Genomic DNA, 21,358 nt, shown 5'->3' with positions numbered 1-21,358 from the left:
AGAGCACCGTCGGTCACGGGACCGACGAGTGCCAGCGAGGAGAGATCGTGACCGCTCCCATGACCGCCACCGCTCCGGTTGCGCGTCCCGCGTCGACCGCATCCTCCGACGGCGGGCGGGCCGACAGCGCCGCGCCGTTCGCCGCCGCGCTGGACGGCGCACTCGCCGACGGCCGTGGCCCGGTCGGCGATGCCACCCGTGGCGGGGGCGGCGGCCGGCAGGCGTCCGGGGAGACCGGCACGGGGAACGCCGAGACCGGCGACGAGGCGCCCGCCGTCGTCGACACCACGGCGGCGAGCGTGGCCGCCGCGCTGTGGGCGCTCGCCGTCGGGGGGACGTCCCCGGGTACCGCGGCCACCACGGGTCAGGCCACCGCCGCCCTCGCCACGTCCGGACCGGGGGCCGTCCCCGCCGCCGGCGGACCGGTGCTGCCGGCGACCGCCGCGTCCGCCGTACGGCAGGCCGGGGGCGCTCTCGGCCCCGCCGCGGTCCCGGGCCAGGTGACCGCGGCCACCCCGGCCGTTCCCGGTGCGGTGACCATCCCGCCCACACCGGTCCCCGGCGCTGCGACGCCGGCTGCCGTGCCGGCCGACGTGGCCGCGCAGCCCATCAGCGCGGCACCGGCAGCGGCACCCGCACCCGCACCCGCACCCGCACCCGCACCCGCACCCGGCACATCCTCGGCCGGTCCGGTACCGGCGACGGTCGTGCCCGCGCCCGCCGTCCCGGGGCCCGCGTCCGGCGCTGCCGCCGCCGCACCCGCGCCGCCGCCGCCGGCCGGTGCGGCGACCACCACCGGCACACCCGGCGCCGCGGCGCCCGCCGCCGGCCTCGGAACCGTCCTCGCCGGCTCCGGGCAGCCGGGCGACGGCGGACCCGGAGCCGAGGCCGACCCGCGCGCCACGTCCACGCCCGCCGTCCAGGCGCCCGTGGATGCCCCGACCGACGTCCCCGACGTGGCCCCCACCGCGGCGGCGACGGCACCGGCCGTCCCGGCCACGGGCCCGGCGGCCGCCGTCGGCACGACCGACGCGGCCACCGGGACGGCGGCGTCGCTGCCGGTCTCCGGCCAGGTCGCCCGCCAAGTCGCGGTGCTCAGCGGGACCGGCACCGGCACGCACACCATGACGCTCGTCCTCACCCCGGAGAACCTCGGTCCGGTCGAGGTGCGGGTGACGGTCGGCGAGAGCGGGCTGGACCTCACCCTGCGCGGAGCGCACGAGCTGGGACGCGTAGCCCTGATGGACGCGCTGCCCGAGCTCCGCCGGGACCTGGAGTCCGCCGGCCTCAGCCCCTCGAAGGTGGAGGTCGACGCCGACGCCGGTGGTTCGTGGCTGGCCAAGCACGCCGCCGAGCAGCAGACCCAGCAGGGCTCCGGCGACCGGGGACCGCGGCAGGACCAGGCCGGCGAACGGTCACGGTCATGGGGGCGGCCTGCCGATAGCGGGGAAGGGCGACCGAACGCGCCCACCACCCGATCCACGTCCTCCGGCGTGGACGTCCACGTCTGAGAGGAGGCACCACCGATGCCGGACGCAGTCAGCGGTGCCGTCGGCACCACCGTCCCCCACGCCGCCACTGCCGCCGTGGAACGCGGGAACCAGATGGGCAAGGACATGTTCCTCAAGCTCCTGGTCGCCCAGATGAAGTACCAGGACCCGGGCAGCCCCGCGGACACCAACCAGCTGATGGCCCAGACCGCCACCTTCAGCCAGGTGGAGAAGCTCGAGGAGCTGACCAAGCAGAACGCCTCGCTCCTGGCCCTGCAGCGCTCGAGCAGCGCCGGCGCCATGGTGGGCCAGACCGTCACCTACACCGACGACACGGGTGCTGCGAAGACCGGCGTCGTCAGCTCCGTCCGCCTGGGCACGGACAAGACCGAGGCGGTCGCCACCGTCGGCGGCATCGCGGTGCCCCTCGGCCGGATCACCGACGTCGGCCGCCGCTGACCGTCCGCGCGTCCTTTCGCCGACCCCCGCGACCCCCTAGCCACCCCCCCACCCGGAGGAGATCCCCGATGCTCCGCTCCATGTTCTCCGCCATCTCCGGTCTGCGCGCGCACCAGACCAAGATGGACGTCACCGGCAACAACATCGCCAACGTCAACACCGTCGGCTTCAAGAGCAGCAACACCGTCTTCCAGGACACCCTCTCCCAGGTCGTGCGCGCCGGCGGCCAGCCCGCGGCGGACCGGGGCGGCACGAACCCGGCCCAGATCGGCCTCGGCGTGAAGCTGGCCGGCATCACCACCAACTGGACCAACGGTGCGGCGCAGTCGACCGGGCGGTCGACCGACTTCATGATCGAGGGCGACGGCTTCTTCGTCGTCGAGGGCGCGGGCGGCCAGCAGCTGTTCACCCGGGCCGGCTCGTTCGACTTCGACGCCAACGGCCAGCTGGTCACCCCGGACGGCTCGGTCCTGCAGGGCTGGGTGGCCGGCCCGGACGGCACGGTGAACTCCAACGGTCCGGTCGAGAGCCTGCGGGTGCCCTACGGGCAGATCGTGAACCCGACGGCCACGACGGCCGGCAGCATGGTCGGGAACCTGCCCTCCGACGTCGCCGACGGCACGGCGTTCCAGCTCGGCGCGGACATGTACGACAGCCAGGGCGTGCTGCAGAAGGTGGCCTACAACGTCGTCAAGACCGGCGCCAACACCTGGGACGTCAGCGTCGTCCACGCCGACGGCACCACGCTGATGGCACCCACCGGGATCGTGTTCGACGCGACCGGCGAGCTGACCACCCCCGCCGGCCCCGACCACGAGCTGGCCCCCTTCACGCCGGTCGGCTACCCCAGCTGGACCAACCCGGTGACCATGAGCCTGGCCGGGCTCAGCCAGTTCGGCGGCGCGAACACCCTCGCCGCGCCGAAGCCCGACGGCTACCCGCTCGGCTCGCTGCAGTCGTTCTCCCTGGGCAACGACGGCACGATCATGGGCGTCTACTCGAACGGGCTGCGCCAGCCGCTGGGCCAGCTCGCACTCGCGGCCTTCGACAACCCCAGCGGCCTGGAGAAGGCCGGCAACTCGTCCTTCCGGGTGGGCGTGAACTCCGGCCTGGCGAACATCGGCCTGGCCGGCCTCGGCGGGCGTGGCGAGCTGAGCTCCGGTGCGCTGGAGATGTCGAACGTGGACCTCAGCGAGGAGTTCACCGGGCTGATCGTCGCCCAGCGCGGCTTCCAGGCGAACAGCCGGGTGATCACCGCCTCCGACGAGCTGCTCCAGGACCTGGTCAACCTCAAGCGATAGTTCGTCCGGCCCGCCTGCAGGGCCCCGGCGCGGGCTTGCGAGGGACGGGGGCAGGCGGGTCCTCCAGCTGCCCCCCACGCTTCGCAAGCTCAGCGCAGTGCCCCCTGCAGAGAGGCCGTTCCAGCACGTCACCGACGGCGGCCCGGTCACCCGAAGGGGTGACCGGGCCGTCCGTTCCACGCGCCCGGACAGGGCGCTTCGGCTCAAGGAACTCCGTCCCGGGGCCGATGAGAACAGTGCCGTTCCCGCCCGATCCCGGGCCCCACCGAGCAAGAGGACCGACCCGTGATCCGAGTGACGCGCCTGAACGGCGACCAGTTCGCACTCAACCCCGACCTGATCGAGAAGGTCGAGGGCCACCCGGACACGGTGGCGTTCCTCGTGGACGGCACCAAGTACGTCGTGCGGGAGAGCGTGGAGGAGGTCCTCCAGGAGATCCGCGAGTACCGCGCCGGCATCCTCGCCATCTCCTACGAGATGGACCGGGGCACCTACCGCCCGTCCGTTCCCGACCAGCCGTCCCACGACTCCTCGGTCGTGCCCTTCCCCGTCCGAGAGGAGCGCTGACCCATGGATCCGGCCACCCTGATCGGGTTCGTCGTCTCGATGGTCGCCCTCCTGGCCTTCATGGTCATGGAGGGATCGGACCCGACCTCGCTGCTCTTCCTCCCGGCGATCATCCTCGTCCTCGTCGCCACCTTCGGTGCGGCGATGTCCAGCCAGACGATGGACGACCTCAAGAAGATGCCCGGCTGGTTCACGATGGCGCTGATGCCGGCCAAGGTGCCGCCGCCGACGGACCAGATCCAGATCCTGGTCAGCCTCGCCGAGAAGGCCCGCAAGGAAGGGCTGCTCGCACTCGAGGCCCAGGTCAAGCAGATCGAGGACCCGTTCCTGCGCCGCGGCCTGCAGATGGGCATCGACGGCACCGACCCCGAGGAGCTGCGCGCGGTTCTGGAGAGCGAGATCGCCGCCAAGAAGACCGAGGACAAGGTCGCCGCCAAGTTCATGAACGCCATGGGTGGCTACGCCCCGACCATCGGCATCGTCGGCTGCATCGTCGGCCTGATGAACGTGATGGCCAACCTCAGCAACCCCGAGTCGCTCGGTCCGATGATCGCCGCGGCGTTCGTCGCCACGCTGTGGGGCGTCATGGCCGCGAACTTCTGGTTCCTCCCCATGGGCGCCAAGATCCTCCGCGTCAGCGAGCTCCAGGCGGCCCAGATGGAGCTGTTGGTCGAAGGCATCACCGAGATCCAGGCCGGCACCAGCCCACGCGCCGTCCGGCTGAAGCTGACCTCGCTCGTCCCGCCGGGCGCCGTCGCCAAGCAGGCGGCGTGACCGAGGCCCTGACCCTCGTGGGTGAGCCGTGAGCACCGGGAACGGCCGCCGGAGGGCGAAGAAGCACGAGGAGGAGGAGCACGAGAACCACGAGCGGTGGCTGGTCTCCTACGCGGACATGGTGACGCTGCTGCTCGTGACATTCGTCGTCCTCTACGCGATGAGCCAGGTGGACCAGGCGAAGTTCTCCGCGCTCGCCAAGGGCCTCTCGGCGACCTTCGGTGCCCCCATCTCGGTGACGCCGGCGGCCGCCCCCGAGGGGTCGGTTCTCGACGGGCTGCCCGGGGTCGTCGACATCGCCTCGGCCATCCCGCCGGACCCCACGGTGCAGCAGGCGCAGATCGACCAGGCCGCGGCCCAGGCCGCGATCGAACGGGCCGAGCGCGTCGCCGCCGAGGCGCGGCAGGCCTACGACGACCTGGCGGCTGCCCGCGAGGCGATCCAGGCGGCGCTGGCCGCCGCCGGCTACGCCGGTGCGGCGCGCTACGAGATCGACGAGCGCGGGCTGGTCGTGCACATCGTGGCCGACGAGGTGCTGTTCGACGCCGAGCGCGCCGTCCTGCGCCCCGAGGGCGCCGCCATCCTCGACGCCGTCGCACCCACCCTGATCGGGCTGCCCCACCAGCTGGGCGTCGAAGGGCACGCCAACCACCTGCCGGTGACCCCCGGCGGGATGTGGCCGTCGAACTGGGAGCTCTCGGCCTACCGCGCCACGACCGTCGTCCGTCACCTGGGCGACCAGGGCGTCCCGCAGCCCCGCATGTCGGCCAACGGCCACTCGTCGACCCGGCCGCTGGTACCCGAGTCCGACCCCGACGCGATCTCGGTGAACCGCCGGGTCGACATCGTCGTCCTGTCCACCGCCTCGGCAGAGGCCAACGCGCTGCTGCCGGGGATCGACGCCGCCCACCAGGGAGTGACCGAATGAGCAAGAAGGACAAGAACGCCTCCGCCGAAGGGGACGAGACCGAGGCGAAGGGCGGCAAGGCGAAGCTCCTCATGCTGCTGGCTGTCGCGTTGCTGGCCGGCGCCGGCGCCGCCTACTTCTTCCTGTTCGCCGGCGCCGGCGAGGCGGAGGCCGAGGCGGTGTCCGGCGACACCTTCGTCCCGCTCGCCCCGGTGGCGGTCAACCTGGCGGGCGGCGGCTACCTGAAGATCGGCGTCGCCCTCGAGCTGACCGAGGAGGGTGCTGCCGGGGGCGGTCACGGGGGTGGTGGGCCGGACGGCTCCAAGGCCACCGACCTGATCATCTCCACCTTCTCCCAGGCCCAGCCGGCTGACGTCGTCGGTGCCCGCGAGGCGCTCAAGAAGGCGCTCGAGCAGAAGATCATCGAGGCCTACACCGACCACGACGGCGTCCATCCGGTCGTGGGAAACTCCTACACGGAGTACTTCCGGCTTTAGCAGCAGTAACCGCGACGACCACGGCGGGGCACCCTCCGAGCACGGAGGGTGCCCCGCCGCGTCACATCCGCACCACCCGGCACCCCCGGCCCCACGCTCCCCACCCGGTGGGCGGCATCTCGGGCACCGGTCAGGGTGCCCCCGGTCCCCGCCGATGAGGGGTTGCGTGACCACCCCCGAGACCGGACCGGCCCCGGCCGCCGCCCCGGCCCCGGCCGCGACTCCCACAGCCCCCGCCGGCCACAGCACCCGCAGTCGGCGCGGGGAGCCGCGGACCTACGACTTCCGCCGGCCGACGAAGCTCTCCCGGGAGCACGTGCGGGTCATGCAGATCGCCCAGGAGGCGTTCGCCCGCCAGGCGACCACCATCCTCACGACGTTCCTGCGCGCCGGCGCCCGGCTGGAACTGGACGGCATCGAGCAGTTCTCCTACGACGACTACATCGGGGCGCTGCCGAACCCCTCGTTCATCTCGACGTTCTCCATGGAGCCGCTGGCCGGCAAGGGTCTGCTGGCCTTTCCGCTCGACATCGCGATGGCGATGGTGGACCACATGCTGGGTGGCTCCGGCGTCGCGGCCCAGCCCAACCGGCCGATGACGGCGATGGAGACCACCATCACCAACCACCTGCTGGAGCGGCTGCTCGACGAGTTCGCGAGCTCGCTGTCCTCGGTGACCGAGATCCAGCCGGTGCTCGTCGGGCGGGAGTACAACCCCCAGCTCGCCCAGGCCGCCGCCGGCTCGGACACCGTCATGGTCGCCAGCTTCGCGATGGCCGTCGGCAGCCGGGAGGGCGAGGCGACGGTCGTGCTGCCGTTCTCGTCCTTCGCCCAGGCCCTGAACAACGCGGCCTCCCCCCAGCTGTCGGAATCCGCCCGGCTCAAGCGTCAGCGCGCCCGTGAGGCGCTGATCGAACGACTCAACCTCGTGCCGGTCGACGTGAGCGTCCGCTTCGCGCCGCTCACCGTCTCCTCCTCCGACCTCCTCTCGCTCGCCGTCGACGACGTCCTGCTGCTCCGGCACGCCCGCGACAGCCCGCTGGAGGTCACGACCAACGACGTGACGTTCGCCTACGCGATCGCCACCAACCACCGGCGCCGGCTGGCCGCCTCCATCGTTCCCACCCCGCACGCTCCGCACGCCGCGAAGGACTCCGCATGACCGCGCCCCGCACCGACTCGCAGGACTCCCAGACCGTGACGGAGGTCGTGGCCGCGGCCGCGCGCGCGGCCGCGAACCTGGTCCCCTCCAGTTCCGTGCTGACGGCGGGCGCCCCGGTGAGCGACCCGGACAGGGTCCCGCTCCCCACGTCCGCCGCCGTGGCGGTGACCGCCGGCCTGTCCGGGGAGGTCTCCGGCGACGTCGTGCTGGTCGTCTCCGGCGACGTCGTCGACGCCCTGCAGAACTCCCCCGTCGGTCACCTGGACGTTGCGTCTGCGCTGCGGCCCGCCCTGGAGGCCGCCGCCGCGACCCTGGGCCGGGTGCGCGTCGCCTCCGAGCGCACCGAGGAGCCGGTGGCCGCCCTCGACGGTCTGCGTGACAAGGGCATGTTCGTCGCCGTCCCGCTGCTGGCCGACGGCGAGCACCAGGCGACCTTCGCCCTGCAGGTCACCCTGCCCGCCACCCGCAACCAGCGCGGCAGCCTCGAGCTGCTCCGGCACGTGGCCATGGAGGTCACCGTCGAGATCGGCCGGACCCGGATGACCGTGCAGGAACTGCTCTCCCTGCACCCGGGAGAGGTCGTGGAGCTCGACCGCGCGGCCAGCGCACCGGCCGACCTGCTGGTCAACGGCACGCTGATCGCCCGCGGGGAGGTCGTCGTCGTCGACGAGGACTTCGGGTTGCGGATCAGCGAGATCGTCACCGACGCCGCCGAGCTCGGAGCGCAGGTCTCATGACGTGGATGATCATCCGGCTCTTCCTGTCGCTGGCGCTCATCGGTGGCGTGCTGTGGTTCGCCGCCCGGCTGGCGAAGAAGAAGGGGCTCGGACAGGGCAACGGCCTCATCCAGGTCGTGGCCCGGCAGCGCATGGGCCGCACCAGCTCGGTGAACGTGGTGCGGATCGCCGATCTCGTGCTGGTCATCGGCGCCACCGAGGAGCAGGTCACACTTCTGGCGGAGGTCGACGGCGACGCGGTCGACGCCGTGCTCGGCGAAGGCCGGGCACCGGCGCGGCTGCGTGCCGCCGAGGAGCCGGCCGACGACGCCGCCCCGATCGCGGCCATCCCGGCCGCCCGCTCCGGTGACGGCGTGCTCGCCGGGACGGTGCTGGACCGCCACGGCTGGGGAACCCTGGTGGACGAGCTGCGCGAGCGGACGGTCCGCCGGACATGACCGCCGCCTCCCGCCCGCTGCCGCGGCCGGCGCCGCGCGCGCCCCGCCGCGCCGCTGTCGTCCTGCTGCTGACCCTGCTGGCCACGGTCGCGGCGATCCTGCTGGCCGACCCGGCGTCGGCCGCGCCGACCCCACCCACCGAACCCACCGCACCGACCGCTCCGGCGGTCGACGGCACCGTGGACATCTCGATCGGGGACGGCTCGCCGAGCAGCTCGATCACCCTGATCCTGGCGATCACGGTGCTCTCGGTGGCGCCGTCGGTCCTGCTCCTCGCCACCTCGTTCACCAAGATCATCGTGGTGCTCGGACTCACCCGGAACGCGCTGGGCATGGCGACGTCCCCACCGAACCAGGTGCTCACCGGGATCGCGCTGTTCCTCACGCTGTTCGTGATGGGGCCGGTCCTCTCCGACATCAACGAGCTCGCCGTCCAGCCCTACATGGACGGCACGATGAGCGTCTCGCAGGCCTACGACGCCGGTGTCGGCCCGCTGCGCGAATTCCTCCTCGCCAACACCCGCGAGGACGAGCTGAAGCTGATGATCGGGCTCTCCGGCGAGGAGGCCCCCGCCGACGCCGCCGCGGTGAGCATGACGACGCTGATCCCGGCCTTCGTCCTGTCCGAGCTGAAGAGCGCGTTCATCATCGGGCTGGTCATCTTCATCCCGTTCCTCGTGCTCGACATGCTGGTCAGCGCCGCGCTCATGGCGCTCGGCATGATGATGGTGCCGCCGACCATCGTGTCGCTGCCCTTCAAGCTGCTGCTCTTCGTCGTCGTCGACGGCTGGGCGCTGATCACCACCGCGCTGGTGGGCTCGTACGCGGGAACGGGGTAGCGATGAGCGACGCGAGAACGACGGGCGAGCGAGCATCGCAGGGAGATGCCCGGAGCCGACAGCGACCGAGCATCGCAGCGAGCGCCAGCGAGCGAGGAGCGGAGCGAGCGCGGAGGCGACTGACAGCGTCGAGCGAGGAGCGGAACGAGTCCGGAGTCGAGCGATGAGCGACGCCGACGTCACCCAGATCGCCGCGGACACCATGATGGTCGCCGCCAAGGTCGCGGCACCCATCCTGCTGACCGCTCTGCTGGTCGGTTTCCTGATCTCGTTGTTCCAGGCCGCGACCCAGATCCAGGAGGCCACGCTCTCCTTCGTCCCGAAGATGATCGCCGTCTCGATCGCCATGCTGGTCACCGGGAACTGGGTGCTGTCCGAGCTGGTCAGCTTCACCCACACCCTGTTCGACCAGCTGCCCGCGCTGCTCGACCGGACGTAGCGGCCATGGACCTCTCGGTCCCGGCGGTCACGCTCGCGGCCCTGCTCCTCGGCACGGCGCGGGCCGCCGGCTTCGTCCTGCTCGCCCCGCCGTTCAACTCGCGGGTCATCCCGGGCGCGGTCAAGGGTGCGCTGGCGCTCGCGCTGGCGGTGCTGCTGTCCGCCCAGATCGCGCCGACGCTGCCCACGCCCACCGCGGGCTTCCTGTTCGTCACCGCGATCACCGAGGTGATCATCGGCGCCGGCCTGGGCTTCGTCGTGCAGGTGCTGTTCACCGCGGTGCAGATGGCCGGCGACATCCTCGACGTCGCCGGTGGCTTCTCCCTGCAACCCGGCTACGACCCGATGGCGATGACCCAGAACAGCTCGCTGGGCAAGCTGCACTACCTGCTGGCCACCACCCTGCTGTTCACCAGCGGCGGGCACCTGCTCATGGTCAAGGGCTTCGCCACGTCCTACGAGGGGCTGCCCGTCGGCGGCGACGTCCCCACCGACCAGCTCGCCGCGGTGCTCATCACCGCCTTCTCCATGATGTTCCTGGCCGCGCTGCAGATCGCCGGGCCGATGGTCGCCGTGCTGCTGCTCGCCGACGTCGCGCTGGCCCTGCTGAGCCGGGCCGCCCCCGCGCTCAACGTCTTCACCCTCGGGTTCCCGGTGAAGATCATGCTCACCCTGGCGATGCTCGGGCTGACCTTCCCGCTGCTCCCCCCGGCCCTGGACAGCCTGCTCGAGCACGGCGCCCGGGCCATGATCTCCCTGCGCAGCGGCTGATGGCCGAGCGGACGGCGGCCTGATGGCCAAGGACGGACCGGGCGGTGAGAAGACCGAGAAGCCCACTCCCCAGCGCCTGAAGAAGGCGCGCAAGGACGGGCAGATCCCGCGGACCCAGGAGCTGGGCACCTGGCTGGGCGTGGCCGCCGCCAGCTTCCTGCTGCCCATGCTGGTGGGCAACGCCTTCGAGGCGGTGCAGCAGCTGTTCGTGCACGTGGCCGCGGTGGCCCGGAACCCGGAGATCACCGCCGTCACCGCGCTCCTGGGCACGGCGCTGATCGCGTTCCTGACCACGCTGCTGCCGACCGCGATCGCGCTGATGCTCGTCGGGGTGGCGTCGTCCGCCGCCCAGGGTGGGGTGCACGTCACGGGCAAGCCGATGAAGCCGACGCTGAAGAAGCTCAACCCGTTCCCCGGCATGAAGCGCATGTTCGGCACCCAGGGTCTGTGGGAGACGTCGAAGGCGCTGATCAAGACAGCTGCCCTGGGCACGGTGGTCATCGTGACCAGCGAGCGGGCGCAGGAGCTGGTGTCGTCGGCGGGCGCGCTGCCCCTGTCGGCGGTCGCGGCGACCTTCGCCGACTCCGCCGTCCTCATGTTCCGCGTCGTCGCGGTCACCGGACTCGTCCTCGCCGTCGCCGACTACGTCGTCGTGCGCCACAAGATGATGAAGCAGCTCAAGATGAGCCAGTACGAGATCAAGCAGGAGCACAAGCAGGCCGAGGGCGACCCGTACATGAAGGCGCACCGCCGCGGGGTGCAGATGTCCATGTCCCGCAACCGGATGATGAGCGAGGTGGCCGAGGCCGACGTCCTGCTCGTGAACCCCACGCACGTCGCCGTCGCCCTCAAGTACGACGCCGCCAAGGGCGCACCCCGGGTGGTGGCCAAGGGCGCGGGAGAGGTGGCGGCGAAGCTGCGCGAGCGGGCCACGGAGGCCCGCGTGCCGCTCGTCCAGGACATCCCGCTGGCCCGCGCGCTGCACGCCTCCTGCGACCTCGGCCAGGAGGTGCCACCGCAGCTGTTCACCGCCGTCGCCCGCGTGCTGGCCTTCGTCATGCACCTGGGGGCGCGCGGCGTGCGCGGCGGCTTCCACCGCCCGGGCTTCGAGGCGCCGGACACCTCCGACCTGCCCAAGGCCGGCCGGCGGCGTCCGGCCGTGGCCGCTTGAACAGGGCCGCCGGACCCGGGGCGCCGCGGTGATCAGTAGAAGGACCCCGTCCTCCTCACGCCTCGCAGGCTCGGCGCGAGCCTCTGGACGGGGCCGACGGTGAACCAGGACCGGCAATTCCGGGGAGGTACCGGCCCATCGTCCGACTGCCGATGAGGGAGGGGTGAGCCAGCGTCCGTCGTCCGCGCCCGGAGGAACCTCGTGAAGGGCCTGGGCAAGGCGGCCGTCCCCATCGGCGTCGTCGCCATCGTGCTCATGCTGGTGGTGCCGCTGCCGGCAGCGATGATGGACCTGCTGATCGGGCTGAACCTCGCGGTCTCGCTGCTCATCCTGCTGGTCGCGATGCAGATCCGGAAGCCGCTGGACTTCGCTGTCTTCCCGTCGCTGCTGCTGATCGCGACGCTGTTCCGGCTGGCCCTGAACGTCTCGTCGACCCGGCTGGTGCTGACCGACGGCTACGCCGGCAAGGTGATCGAGGCCTTCGGCCACATCGTGATCGGCGGCTCGCTGATCGTCGGACTGGTGATCTTCCTGATCCTGGTCATCGTCCAGTTCGTCGTGATCACCAACGGTGCCGGCCGCGTCGCCGAGGTCGGCGCCCGCTTCACCCTCGACGCCATGCCCGGCAAGCAGATGGCCATCGACGCCGACCTCAACGCCGGCCTGATCAACGAGGCACAGGCACGCAAGCGCCGCCACGAGGTCACCGCCGAGGCCGACTTCTACGGCTCGATGGACGGTGCGTCGAAGTTCGTCAAGGGCGACGCGATCGCCGGCATCATCGTGACGCTGGTGAACCTGATCGGCGGCTTCGCGATCGGGATGATGCAGCGCGGCCTGGCCCCGGCCGAGGCCGTCACCACGTACTCGCTGCTGACCGTCGGCGACGGCCTGGTGTCGATGATCCCCGCGCTGCTGATGTCCACCGCGACCGGCATCATCGTGACCCGGTCGGCCACCGAGGGCGACATGGGCACGGACCTGCTCGCCCAGCTCGGCCGTTTCAAGCAGCCGGTGCGCATCGCCGGCGGCGCCGCCCTGGCCCTGTGCCTGATCCCCGGGTTGCCGAAGCTGCCCTTCCTGCTCGTCGGCGGGCTCTTCCTCTTCCTCTCCACCCGGATGACCGACGAGCCGGAGGTGGACGAGGAGGCGGAGGCCGCGGCGGCGGCGGCCGAGCTGGAGCCCTCCCCCGACTCCCCCGAGGCCATCGCGGAGAAGATGCGGGTCGACCCGCTCGAGCTCGAGGTCGCGTTCGACCTGGTCGACCTCGTCGACGCCGCCCGGGGCGGCGACCTGCTGGACCGGGTCAAGGCGCTGCGCCGGAAGGTCGCCATGGAGACCGGTCTGGTCATCCCGCTGGTCCGCACCCGCGACAACCTGGACCTGCCCTCGTCCCAGTACGTCATCTGGCTCAACGGCGTCCCGGTCGCCAAGGGCAGCTCCCCCGCCGGCACCGTCCTCGCCATCGGCGACGCGCTCGACGGGCTGCCCGGCAGGCCCACCCGTGAGCCGGTCTTCGGCCTCGCCGCCAAGTGGGTGCCCGCCGAGCTGCAGCGCGCCGCCGAGATGGCCGGCGCCACCGTCGTCGACCGCTCGTCGGTCATCACCACCCACCTCGCCGAGGTCGTCCGGCAGAACGCCGCCGAGCTCCTCGGCCGGGAGGACGTCCGGCTCCTCGTGGAGATGGTGCGCCGCTCGCACCCCGTCGTCGTCGAGGAACTGACCCCCACCCTGCTCACCCTGGGAGAGGTGCAACGCGTGTTGCACGCGTTGCTCGCCGAGGGTGTGTCGATCCGCGACCTGGTCCGCATCTTCGAGGCACTCTCTGTGCGTGCGAAGCACTCGACCGAACTCGACGGTCTCGTCGAGGCGGCCCGCACGGCACTCGGCTCGGCGATCAGCCAGCCCTACGTCACGCCGGACGAGCGGCTGCACGTGTTCACCCTCGAGCCGGGCTTCGAGCAGCGGCTCCTGGAGGCCGTCCGCCACACCGAGCTCGGCGCCGTCCTGGCGCTCGACGCCGGCGCCGTCGACGCCCTCGTCCACGGCTGCAGCGGGATGCTCGAGGACGCCGAACGCGCGGGCCTGTCCCCGGTCCTCGTCTGCTCGCCCCAGGTCCGCGCCGCTCTCGCGCGCCTGATGCGCCAGATCCTGCCCCGGCTTCCGGTCATCTCCTACTCGGAGGTGTCCCGGACAGCCCAGATCGAGTCGCTGGGAGTGGTGAGCGGTGCCGTTGCGATCCGTTGAGGCCGCCACGCGCGACGACGCGATCGCGGCCGCACGCGAGCAGTTCGGTCCGCACGCGCGGGTCGTCGGCGTGCGCCGGGTCCGCTCGGGTGGCGTGCTCGGCTTCTTCGCCACCGAGCGGTACATCGCCGAGGTGGCGCCCGACCAGTTCGTCCGGCCCGGCGTCCCGGCCCGGGCGTCCGATCCCACCCCGGCGTCGTCCTACGACTCCCCGCTGGCGTCGGCCTCGCCCGCCCGCGCCCGGAGCGCGGCGCCGGCCCGCAACGGCGCGGCGGCCTGGGCGGCGGAGGCCGCCCAGGCCGGCTCGGCAGCTCCGTCGTCCGGCGTGCCCGGTCGCAGCCCGTCGGAGTGGGACGTCCCGGCCCGCACGGCGCCGGCCCGTCCGGCCGTGGCCCGACCCGCGGTGGACGACGACCGGCTCGACGAACTCGCCGGCCTGCTCGGCGCCGCGCCGGCCACCATCCCCTCGGCGCCGGCCACCGACTCCTCCGACGGCGGCTCGTTCGCGCGTGCGGTCTTCCCCAAGGCCACCCGGCAGCCGGCCCGCGCCGCGTCCCCGGCCGACGGGGCCCCGGCCACCGCGACGCCGCCGTCCGGCGCCCGTGGCGAGGCAGCCGCTGCCGCCCCCTCACCCTTCACCGCAGCACTGGCTCGCATGGTCTCCAGCGACCGCGAGGTGCGGCAGGCGGTCGCCGACGCGCTGGAGGAGCCGGCCGAGCTCGCGCAGCCGCTGCGCGCGGAACCGGCCGCCGCGAAGTCCACCGCCGAGGTGCCGGACGGGTCGGCGCACCGGCCGTCCCTGGCCGCGGCCATCCGTTCAGCAGTTCCGTCGACGCGGTCGAAGGCCGTGCACCAGGAGGAGACCCCGGTGAGAGACCAGGCCACCACGCCGCCCTCCACGACCACATCCCACGACCCGGGGCCGCCCACCTGGGCCGACACCAGCGAGGTGGCCGCGCCCGCACCGTCGACCCGGCAGGAGGAGGTCGCCGAGGCGCTGCGGGCGGCCCTCGCCCAGGGGCACTCCGACGAGGCGCTGGCCGGGATCCTCCGCAAGATGCTCGCCGGCGACTCCCCGCAGGAGGCGCTGACGGAGCCGGTTGCCGAGCCGGTAGCCGCGGTCCTGTCTGAGCCCGAGCCGGCCGCCGCATTGCTGCCGGTAACCGAGCCGAGCGCCGACGTGCTCACCGTCGCAGCGCTCTCCGCCGAACCCTTCTCCGCCGAGCCCTTCCCCGCCGGACCCTTCTCCGCCGAGCCCTTCTCCGCCGAGCCCTTCTCCGCCGAGCCCTTCCCCGCCGAGCCGGCCGGAGCCGACGTCTGGGCCTCGCCGGTGGCGGCAGCGGCGCCGGAGGCGGTCGTCAGCGCGGTCACGGCACCCGCCTACCCCCTGTTCGACGCCCCCGCCGCCAGCCCCGATCCGGGATGGCTGACCCCGGTCGCGCCGTCCCCGCTGTGGGGCGAGCCGGTCACCGGTGACGCCGCGCCCGAGGTCGCCGTGGACGCCCCCATCTGGGCCGAGGCCGTCTCGAGCCACCTCTCCCGGCCGGTTCTGCCGAGGCTGTTCGCGTCCCCCGCGGACGAGGACCTGGTCACCCACGCGCCTTCGGTCGCCGAGACGCCGGCTCCCGCCGGGCCGGTGGAGTCCCCGGCGCCCGTGGTCGAGGAACCGGTGGCCCCGAGCGCGACGGTCGCGCCGGCGCAGGAGGTCGTCGAGGAGGCGACCGGGATCGCCACCGAGGTCGTCGCCGAAGTGGTGGCCGAGGCCGGCGCCGAGCTGAGCGAGATGGCCCCTCTGCTCGCCCGGACGGCGAGCGACCCGGCTCCGATGCACATGTCGCTCGACGCGACGACGGTCATGCCGCGAATCTCCCTGCTGCCCTCGATCGGCGGCTCCCGCGGCCGCGGGCTGCCGCCGGTCCCGCCGTCCCCGTCCCGCCCGGCGGTCCCGTCGTCGCGGTCCGGTGCCCCCTCCGCTCCCGAGGACACCGTCCAGCACACCGCGGTCGGACCCGACCCGACGCCGGAGGCCCCGGCGCCGGAGGCCGCCGCACCGGTGATGCGCACGCTGGCGACCGTCACCCGTCTACCGGTGGGTCCGCCCATGGTCGGCGAGGAGTTCCCCGAGCTGGAGGACGCGCCGTCCGAGGAGCCGGTGGCCACCGCGCCCGCAGCTCCCGCACCGGACGCTCCGGCAGCGCCAGGGGACGTCGTCGCCCGGCTGGTCGAGCTCGGTGTGCCCCGGGCGCTGCTCGGCGAGGACGCTGCCGAGCGGATCGCCGCCGAGGGAACCTACGCAGCGCTCACCGCTGCGCTGGCGGCCCGGCTGCCCGGGGCGCCCGAGCTGCCCAGCGGCGCCGGCGAGGTGCTGTTCATCGTCGGTCCGGGTGTCGAGACGCTGCGTACCGCCCGTGCGCTGGCGGCCTCCCTGCGACTGGACCCCGAGCGGGTGCAGTGGGCGACCCGGGGCGACCTGGCCGGGCTGGCTCCCAAGGGCAGCCGGATGACCACCATCGACGCCGCGATCGACCGTCGTCAGCAGGCCGCGGGGGCTGGCACGGTCACCATCGTCGCCGTCGACGCACCGCTGCGCAGCGACGTCTACTGGATGGCCCAGATGCTGGCCATCTGGTCGCCGGTCGCGGTGTGGGCCGTGGTCGAGGCCACCCGAAAGCCCGAGGACGTCGAGTTGTGGCTCGAGGGCCTCGCCCGGGTCGACGCCCTCGCCGTCCAGGACACCGACCTGAGCACCGATCCGGCCGCCGTGCTCCAGCGGCTCAGCGTCCCCGTGGCCCTCCTCGACGGCGTCCGAGCGACCCCGCACCGCTGGGCGTCGCTGCTCTGCGAGCGGCTGGACAGCCCGCAGGCATGAACCCGTTCCGCTGGGACGTGCTGCTGGTCGGCTTCGTGCTGGCCGTACCGGTGCTCGCGCTCGGACTGCGGGGGGACTTCACCACCGAGGAGGTGGTCAGCCGGCTGCCGTGGTGTCTGGCCGCGGGCTGGGCTGCCGTCGCGCTGCTGCGCGCGGTGGTCGCGCCGCCGAAGCCGGCGCCCGAGCGCGGGTGCCGACCGGCGGCGCGGCCCGGACCGGTGGACGAGGACGCCGACTGAGACGACCGGCCCTGCTCTGACGGTCGAACTCGCCCTCCACGGGTCCTGCCGGACCCGCACAGCGCGAGTGCGACCCGCAGAGCCGTCACCTCCTGCGGCGGCCGGCCCGTTCGTGGGCTCGCCGGACCTTCGCGGCCAGACGGTGCGGCACGGCCAGCTCCGCCCACACCCAGCGCACGACGTCCCAGCCCTCGTCGCGGACGGCGTCCTCCCGGCGCTTCTCGGCGAACACCGCATCGCCGGCCTCCTGCCCCGGCCGGAGCAGCCGGCCGTACTTCACCCGGCCGTCGAACTCACCGACCAGCCGGACGTCCTCCCACGCGAAGTCCGTCCGGGCGAGCAGCTGCCCGCCGCCGGACCGGATCGGGAACTGCACCGCCGACGGCGCCGGCTTCCAGCGCTGGAGGATGACCCGGCTGCGGCTCTCGCCGACGCTCTCGCTGCGGGCGTCCGCCGCCGCCACCGCGCGAGCCGCGCTGCGTGCGCCAGGGGACCCCACGATGTCGAACAACCGCGCACGCAGCGCGTCATGCGACAGCAGGCCCCGGTGCAGCGCGGCGTCCAGAGCCACCACGGCCGCCTCGTGCGGCAGTGACCGCGCCAGGTCGAGCATCGTGCGGACCGGGTCGGTGACCGGCATGCCGCCGACGTCGACCACGTCGTGGTCGCGGATCCGGGCCACGTGGGTGCACAGCACACCGCTCCGGTCGCTGCGCGAGCCGGGCGGTCGCGTGATGTGGACGCGGTCGAGCGGGACGTCCCAGAGCGGCAGGCCCAGGAGGACGGCCGCCGATTGGTGGCTCACCACCCCCGGGAGGCGCAGCGCCGCCAGGGTGGCCTCCACCAGCAGGGCGTGCCGCGCGGCCGGCTCGGCGGGGAGGACCGCGTCGACGTAGGCGCCTCGGCGTAACCGGGTCAGCTCGCCGGAGCGGACGGCTCGCGCCAGTTCGTCGTCGGACCACCCCTGGGCGACGGCGGTCCGGCGGAGCAGGAGGGGTGGGACGGCGGGTGGTTCGGTCATGCCCCGACCGTCCGGTGCGCGCCCCGTGCGGCCAGGTGCTGGCCGAGTCGGTGGACGGAGACCGGCGTTGTGGACGGCGGGGGTTACGACCTCAGATCAGAGCGGCAGGTCCTCCAACATCTCGGTGACCAGCGCGGCGATCGGTGAGCGCTCGGAGCGCACCAGCGTGGTGTGCGCGAACAGCGGGTGGCCCTTCAGCTTCTCGATCACCGCGGTGATCCCGTCGTGCCGGCCCACCCGGAGGTTGTCCCGCTGCGCGACGTCGTGGGTGAGGACCACCCGCGAGTTGCTGCCCAGCCGGGAGAGCACGGTCAGCAGCACCCCGCGCTCCAGCGACTGCGCCTCGTCGACGATCACGAAGGAGTCGTGCAGCGAGCGGCCCCGGATGTGCGTGAGCGGCAGCACCTCGATGAGATCGCGGGAAGCGATCTCCTCCAGCACCTCGCGGGACACCAGGGCGCCCAGGGTGTCGTAGACCGCCTGGGCCCAGGGCGACATCTTCTCGCCCTCACCGCCGGGGAGGTAGCCCAGCTCCTGCCCGCCGACGGCGTACAGCGGCCGGAAGATGAGCACCTTTTTGTGCGCCCGCCGCTCCATCACCGACTCGAGCCCGGCGCACAGCGCCAGCGCCGACTTGCCGGTCCCGGCCCGCCCGCCGAGCGACACGATGCCGATGGCCGGGTCCAGCAGCAGGTCGAGGGCCACGCGCTGCTCGGCCGACCGCCCGTGCAGCCCGAACGCCTCCCGGTCCCCCCGCACCAGCCGGACCTGCTTGTCCGGCAGCACCCGGCCCAGCGCCGACCCGCGGGAGGACAGCAGCACCAGGCCGGTGTGGGTGGGGAGTTCCGCGGCGGCCGGCACGAAGGCCTCGCCCGCCTCGTAGAGCTCGTCGAGCTCGGCGTCGTCCAGGCTCACCTCGGCCATCCCGGTCCAGCCGGCGTCGACGGCGTCGTGCACCCGGTAGTCGTCGGCCTCCAGTCCTACGGCGGCGGCCTTGACCCGCAAGGGCACGTCCTTGGTGACCAGGCAGACGTCGCGGCCCTCGGCCCGCAGGTTGAGCGCCACCACCATGATGCGGCTGTCGTTGCTGTCGTGGCGGAATCCGGGCGGCAGCACCGCGGGGTCGCTGTGGTTCAGCTCGACGTGCAGCGTGCCTCCGGCCTCCGCCACCGGGACGGGTGCGTCGAGGCGACCGTGGGCGACCCGCAGGTCGTCCAGGATGCGCAGTGCCTGACGGGCGAACCAGCCCAGCTCCGGGTGGTTGCGCTTGTCCTCCAGCTCACCGATGACGACGAGCGGCAGGACCACCTCGGCGTCGCCGAAGCGCAGCAGCGCCCCGGGGTCGGACAGCAGGACCGAGGTGTCGAGGACGAACGTGCGGCGGGTACTCACGCGGCCACCTCGCTGGCGCTCGTCGGACACGTGAGTACCGGTACTACTGTGCTCCTGCATGCCCTCGCACGCTCGGTCATGGTGTCGGCTCCCGTGGAGCGCCACCCTGGATACAAGGCGCGCCCCGGCTCGAAGGTGGCCGGGCCCCGGCGCAGGGGCCGGGTACCGGCCCCCCTGGTCGACGAACGCAGTCGCACCAACCGGGCCTCCCGTGAACGGCGAGGGCAGCTCGCCGTTCACCACGGACGCTAGGCCCGGACGGTGACAACCGCGTGACGTGCACCCCACAAGAGGGAGTGCATGTCCCCCGGACGCATCACCCGCACCATGCCTCCCGGACGTCTCCGGGCGGAGCCCCGGGACGCAGGACGCCCCGGACCGGTGGCGGGTGCCGGCGCTTCCGCGACGACGTCGGGCACAGCCGGCGGGTCAGCGTTTGTCGGGGCCCTCGGAGCGGCGGCGCAGCGCCGGGCGCTCGACGGTGTCGGTGCGCTCCCCCGGCGGCGGCCACGGCACTTCGGGCGCGACCCGCCGGCCCTCGACCGGCTCGTCGCCGGGCCACTCCTCGTCACCCCACTCGTCGTCGCTCCACTCGTCGTCGCTCCACTCGTCCTCGGTCGCGCGGCGCCGTGACCGGGCCGGCCGCCGGGCACGCAGCGCCACGAGTGCCCACAGGAGGGGCACCAGCAGCACCGGCCACTGCAGGGCGGGATCGCCGAAGCGCACCATGCCGAGGACCAGCAGCAGCGCCAGCCAGCCGGCGGTCCACAGACCCAGGAACCGGGCCCGTGCCGGGGAGCGGGCGCGCACGGCTCAGGCGGCCCGGGTCTCGGCGGCGACCCGCTGCGGTGTCAGCGGCTCGTCCAGCAGGCGGACGAAGCGGTCCGCGACCGCCTGGTCGGCCGGGCGGCCGGCCAGCCACCGGGACAGCAGGTCGTAACCCTCCACGTAGGTGGAGATGTAGGCGCGCCACAGCGGATCGGTGAGGAACCGGATCTGCTGACGAGCCCGCTCCGGGCTGACCAGTGCCCAGCGCTGCAGATAGGCGCTCACCTCGTCGGCATCGGCCCCCCGGTCGTGCAGCAGGACGGCGGCGTCCTGGCGGACCCGGTTCAGCGGGGCCGCCGCCTCGGCGATCCGCTCGGCCAGTGCCCCGTCGAACCGCAGCCCCAGATCGCCGAGGATCTCCGCCGACCACGCACCCCAGCCCTCGCCGATCGCGGCCGGGACGCCGAGATCGGCCAGTCCCTCCGCCATCAGGCACTCCGGGGTGTTGACCAGGAATACGGTGTGCTCGACCCGGCCCGACCGCTGGACCAGGCCGGTCTCCTTGCGGCAGTGCTCGGTGTGGTGCCCGGGGTAGGCCTCGTGGGCCACCAGGTGCGGAAGCTGCGACAGCCGGTGCGGCAGGTCGGCGTTGATCGCGACCCGGGACCGGTAACCGCCCTCGTAGTAGTTGAATCCCGACCACGGCTTGTCGGTGACCACCTCGTAGCGCACCGTCTCCACCTCGGGGAGGCCGTACTGGCCGCGCACCCGGTCCCGCAGGGCGCTCGACAGCGCCTGCACCGCCGTCTCCAGCCGGTCGGGCGGGCACTCCTCGCGGCGGCGGTGCGCCGCGTACCGCTCGGCGAGCGAACCGCCGCCGGGCAGCAGCACGTCCAGCTCCCGGTGCGCCGCGGCATAGGCGGCCTCGGAACCCAGTTCGACGTCGACCTGGAAGTAGCCGCGCACCTCCTCGACGAAGCCGACCGGCTCCCCGCTCATCTTCCGGGCGCTGCACTCCAGCCCGGTGAGCTGGCCGCGGAGGAAGTCCGCACGGTCGCTGTCGAACGCCGCGGAGTCGAGTTCGCGCAGCAGCTCACGGGCCCGGTCGCGCAGCTGCCGGGAAGTCGGTGCCGGCTCGTCCAGGACAGCGGCACGGATGCGCGGATCGCCGGTGTAGGCGTCGACGAATCCCGGCTCCAGACGGTCGAACCGCAGCCCGAGGCGCACGTACTCGATGGCGACGTCCACGGCTCCGGCAGTCATGCAGGCAGT

General features: G+C 73.3%; 21 protein-coding genes. 17 read left to right on the top strand and 4 right to left on the bottom strand.

From position 1 onward, the window contains the following. Positions 1-47 precede the first annotated feature (47 nt). The 17 genes from QOZ86_RS12940 (at position 48) to QOZ86_RS12860 (ending at position 16,905) form a co-directional block, all read left to right on the top strand. Entirely contained in the window at positions 48-1,511 is a 1,464-nt protein-coding gene (locus QOZ86_RS12940) for a flagellar hook-length control protein FliK (RefSeq protein ID WP_284492382.1), read from the top strand. 15 nt (positions 1,512-1,526) lie between these two features. Next, positions 1,527-1,949, top strand: coding sequence for a flagellar hook assembly protein FlgD (locus tag QOZ86_RS12935; protein WP_284492381.1), 423 nt, complete (start codon positions 1,527-1,529; stop codon positions 1,947-1,949). 68 nt (positions 1,950-2,017) lie between these two features. Further along, entirely contained in the window at positions 2,018-3,250 is a 1,233-nt protein-coding gene (locus tag QOZ86_RS12930; protein WP_284492380.1) for a flagellar hook protein FlgE, read from the top strand. Between the two features lie 285 nt (positions 3,251-3,535). Continuing rightward, positions 3,536-3,817: a flagellar FlbD family protein gene (locus tag QOZ86_RS12925; protein ID WP_284492379.1), complete on the top strand. Its 282-nt coding sequence runs from the start codon at positions 3,536-3,538 to the stop codon at positions 3,815-3,817. Between the two features lie 3 nt (positions 3,818-3,820). Next, the gene (locus QOZ86_RS12920; RefSeq protein WP_284492378.1) at positions 3,821-4,591 is read left to right on the top strand and encodes a motility protein A; all 771 of its coding nucleotides are present in this window, start codon (positions 3,821-3,823) and stop codon (positions 4,589-4,591) included. Positions 4,592-4,619: 28 nt separating this feature from the next. Beyond that, positions 4,620-5,519, top strand: a complete 900-nt coding sequence (locus QOZ86_RS12915; protein ID WP_284492377.1) for an OmpA/MotB family protein — start codon at positions 4,620-4,622, stop codon at positions 5,517-5,519. Further along, complete coding sequence (locus tag QOZ86_RS12910) at positions 5,516-5,995, top strand: flagellar basal body-associated FliL family protein (protein ID WP_284492376.1); 480 nt, start codon at positions 5,516-5,518, stop codon at positions 5,993-5,995. Before QOZ86_RS12915 ends, QOZ86_RS12910 begins: the two co-directional genes overlap by 4 nt. A gap of 166 nt (positions 5,996-6,161) precedes the next feature. Next, the gene (locus QOZ86_RS12905; protein WP_284492375.1) at positions 6,162-7,157 is read left to right on the top strand and encodes a flagellar motor switch protein FliM; all 996 of its coding nucleotides are present in this window, start codon (positions 6,162-6,164) and stop codon (positions 7,155-7,157) included. Further along, positions 7,154-7,894, top strand: a complete 741-nt coding sequence (gene fliN, locus QOZ86_RS12900; protein WP_284492374.1) for a flagellar motor switch protein FliN — start codon at positions 7,154-7,156, stop codon at positions 7,892-7,894. The genes QOZ86_RS12905 and fliN overlap by 4 nt, the downstream gene beginning before the upstream one ends. A gap of 5 nt (positions 7,895-7,899) precedes the next feature. After that, positions 7,900-8,331 carry a FliO/MopB family protein gene (locus tag QOZ86_RS12895; protein ID WP_284492373.1) on the top strand — a complete coding sequence of 144 codons (432 nt, stop codon included), beginning with the start codon at positions 7,900-7,902 and terminating at the stop codon, positions 8,329-8,331. Continuing rightward, positions 8,328-9,170 carry a flagellar type III secretion system pore protein FliP gene (gene fliP, locus QOZ86_RS12890; RefSeq protein WP_284492372.1) on the top strand — a complete coding sequence of 281 codons (843 nt, stop codon included), beginning with the start codon at positions 8,328-8,330 and terminating at the stop codon, positions 9,168-9,170. Before QOZ86_RS12895 ends, fliP begins: the two co-directional genes overlap by 4 nt. Positions 9,171-9,333: 163 nt before the next feature. Next, entirely contained in the window at positions 9,334-9,609 is a 276-nt protein-coding gene (fliQ, locus tag QOZ86_RS12885; protein WP_284492371.1) for a flagellar biosynthesis protein FliQ, read from the top strand. 5 nt (positions 9,610-9,614) lie between these two features. Continuing rightward, positions 9,615-10,379: a flagellar biosynthetic protein FliR gene (fliR, locus tag QOZ86_RS12880; protein ID WP_284492370.1), complete on the top strand. Its 765-nt coding sequence runs from the start codon at positions 9,615-9,617 to the stop codon at positions 10,377-10,379. A 22-nt stretch (positions 10,380-10,401) separates the two neighbouring features. After that, positions 10,402-11,550 carry an EscU/YscU/HrcU family type III secretion system export apparatus switch protein gene (locus tag QOZ86_RS12875; RefSeq protein ID WP_284492369.1) on the top strand — a complete coding sequence of 383 codons (1,149 nt, stop codon included), beginning with the start codon at positions 10,402-10,404 and terminating at the stop codon, positions 11,548-11,550. 201 nt (positions 11,551-11,751) lie between these two features. After that, positions 11,752-13,797 carry a flagellar biosynthesis protein FlhA gene (flhA, locus tag QOZ86_RS12870; protein WP_284492368.1) on the top strand — a complete coding sequence of 682 codons (2,046 nt, stop codon included), beginning with the start codon at positions 11,752-11,754 and terminating at the stop codon, positions 13,795-13,797. Beyond that, positions 13,778-16,666, top strand: a complete 2,889-nt coding sequence (locus tag QOZ86_RS12865; protein ID WP_284492367.1) for a hypothetical protein — start codon at positions 13,778-13,780, stop codon at positions 16,664-16,666. The genes flhA and QOZ86_RS12865 overlap by 20 nt, the downstream gene beginning before the upstream one ends. Next, the gene (locus QOZ86_RS12860) at positions 16,663-16,905 is read left to right on the top strand and encodes a hypothetical protein (protein ID WP_284492366.1); all 243 of its coding nucleotides are present in this window, start codon (positions 16,663-16,665) and stop codon (positions 16,903-16,905) included. The genes QOZ86_RS12865 and QOZ86_RS12860 overlap by 4 nt, the downstream gene beginning before the upstream one ends. An 85-nt stretch (positions 16,906-16,990) precedes the next feature. Here QOZ86_RS12860 and QOZ86_RS12855 read toward each other — a convergent pair whose 3' ends face one another. From QOZ86_RS12855 to QOZ86_RS12840, 4 genes are all read right to left on the bottom strand, one after another. Further along, on the bottom strand, positions 16,991-17,926 hold the full coding sequence (locus QOZ86_RS12855) for a type IV toxin-antitoxin system AbiEi family antitoxin domain-containing protein (protein ID WP_284492365.1): 936 nt from the start codon (positions 17,924-17,926) through the stop codon (positions 16,991-16,993). A gap of 96 nt (positions 17,927-18,022) precedes the next feature. Continuing rightward, a complete protein-coding gene (phoH2, locus tag QOZ86_RS12850; protein ID WP_284492364.1) occupies positions 18,023-19,318 on the bottom strand; it encodes an RNA 5'-3' helicase PhoH2 in 1,296 nt (431 codons plus the stop codon). Positions 19,319-19,747: 429 nt separating this feature from the next. Continuing rightward, complete coding sequence (locus QOZ86_RS12845; RefSeq protein WP_284492363.1) at positions 19,748-20,128, bottom strand: hypothetical protein; 381 nt, start codon at positions 20,126-20,128, stop codon at positions 19,748-19,750. Positions 20,129-20,131: 3 nt separating this feature from the next. After that, the gene (locus QOZ86_RS12840) at positions 20,132-21,349 is read right to left on the bottom strand and encodes a DUF885 domain-containing protein (RefSeq protein ID WP_284492362.1); all 1,218 of its coding nucleotides are present in this window, start codon (positions 21,347-21,349) and stop codon (positions 20,132-20,134) included. Between the last annotated feature and the right edge of the window lie 9 nt (positions 21,350-21,358).

Origin of the sequence: Blastococcus capsensis, from assembly GCF_030165005.1 — a bacterium.
Taxonomy (GTDB): domain Bacteria; phylum Actinomycetota; class Actinomycetes; order Mycobacteriales; family Geodermatophilaceae; genus Blastococcus; species Blastococcus capsensis.
This window is presented reverse-complemented; position numbering and strand designations above follow the sequence as displayed.

What these genes read in the sequence shown, in the direction of transcription:
- fliQ (WP_284492371.1), top strand. Translation starts at nt 9,334, where the DNA reads ATGAGCGACGCCGACGTCACCCAGATCGCCGCGGACACCATGATGGTC.
- QOZ86_RS12935 (WP_284492381.1), top strand. Translation starts at nt 1,527, where the DNA reads ATGCCGGACGCAGTCAGCGGTGCCGTCGGCACCACCGTCCCCCACGCC.
- QOZ86_RS12930 (WP_284492380.1), top strand. Translation starts at nt 2,018, where the DNA reads ATGCTCCGCTCCATGTTCTCCGCCATCTCCGGTCTGCGCGCGCACCAG.
- QOZ86_RS12920 (WP_284492378.1), top strand. Translation starts at nt 3,821, where the DNA reads ATGGATCCGGCCACCCTGATCGGGTTCGTCGTCTCGATGGTCGCCCTC.
- fliR (WP_284492370.1), top strand. Translation starts at nt 9,615, where the DNA reads ATGGACCTCTCGGTCCCGGCGGTCACGCTCGCGGCCCTGCTCCTCGGC.
- fliN (WP_284492374.1), top strand. Translation starts at nt 7,154, where the DNA reads ATGACCGCGCCCCGCACCGACTCGCAGGACTCCCAGACCGTGACGGAG.
- QOZ86_RS12875 (WP_284492369.1), top strand. Translation starts at nt 10,402, where the DNA reads ATGGCCAAGGACGGACCGGGCGGTGAGAAGACCGAGAAGCCCACTCCC.
- QOZ86_RS12855 (WP_284492365.1), bottom strand. Translation starts at nt 17,926, where the DNA reads ATGACCGAACCACCCGCCGTCCCACCCCTCCTGCTCCGCCGGACCGCC.
- fliP (WP_284492372.1), top strand. Translation starts at nt 8,328, where the DNA reads ATGACCGCCGCCTCCCGCCCGCTGCCGCGGCCGGCGCCGCGCGCGCCC.
- QOZ86_RS12840 (WP_284492362.1), bottom strand. Translation starts at nt 21,349, where the DNA reads ATGACTGCCGGAGCCGTGGACGTCGCCATCGAGTACGTGCGCCTCGGG.
- QOZ86_RS12860 (WP_284492366.1), top strand. Translation starts at nt 16,663, where the DNA reads ATGAACCCGTTCCGCTGGGACGTGCTGCTGGTCGGCTTCGTGCTGGCC.
- QOZ86_RS12895 (WP_284492373.1), top strand. Translation starts at nt 7,900, where the DNA reads ATGATCATCCGGCTCTTCCTGTCGCTGGCGCTCATCGGTGGCGTGCTG.
- QOZ86_RS12910 (WP_284492376.1), top strand. Translation starts at nt 5,516, where the DNA reads ATGAGCAAGAAGGACAAGAACGCCTCCGCCGAAGGGGACGAGACCGAG.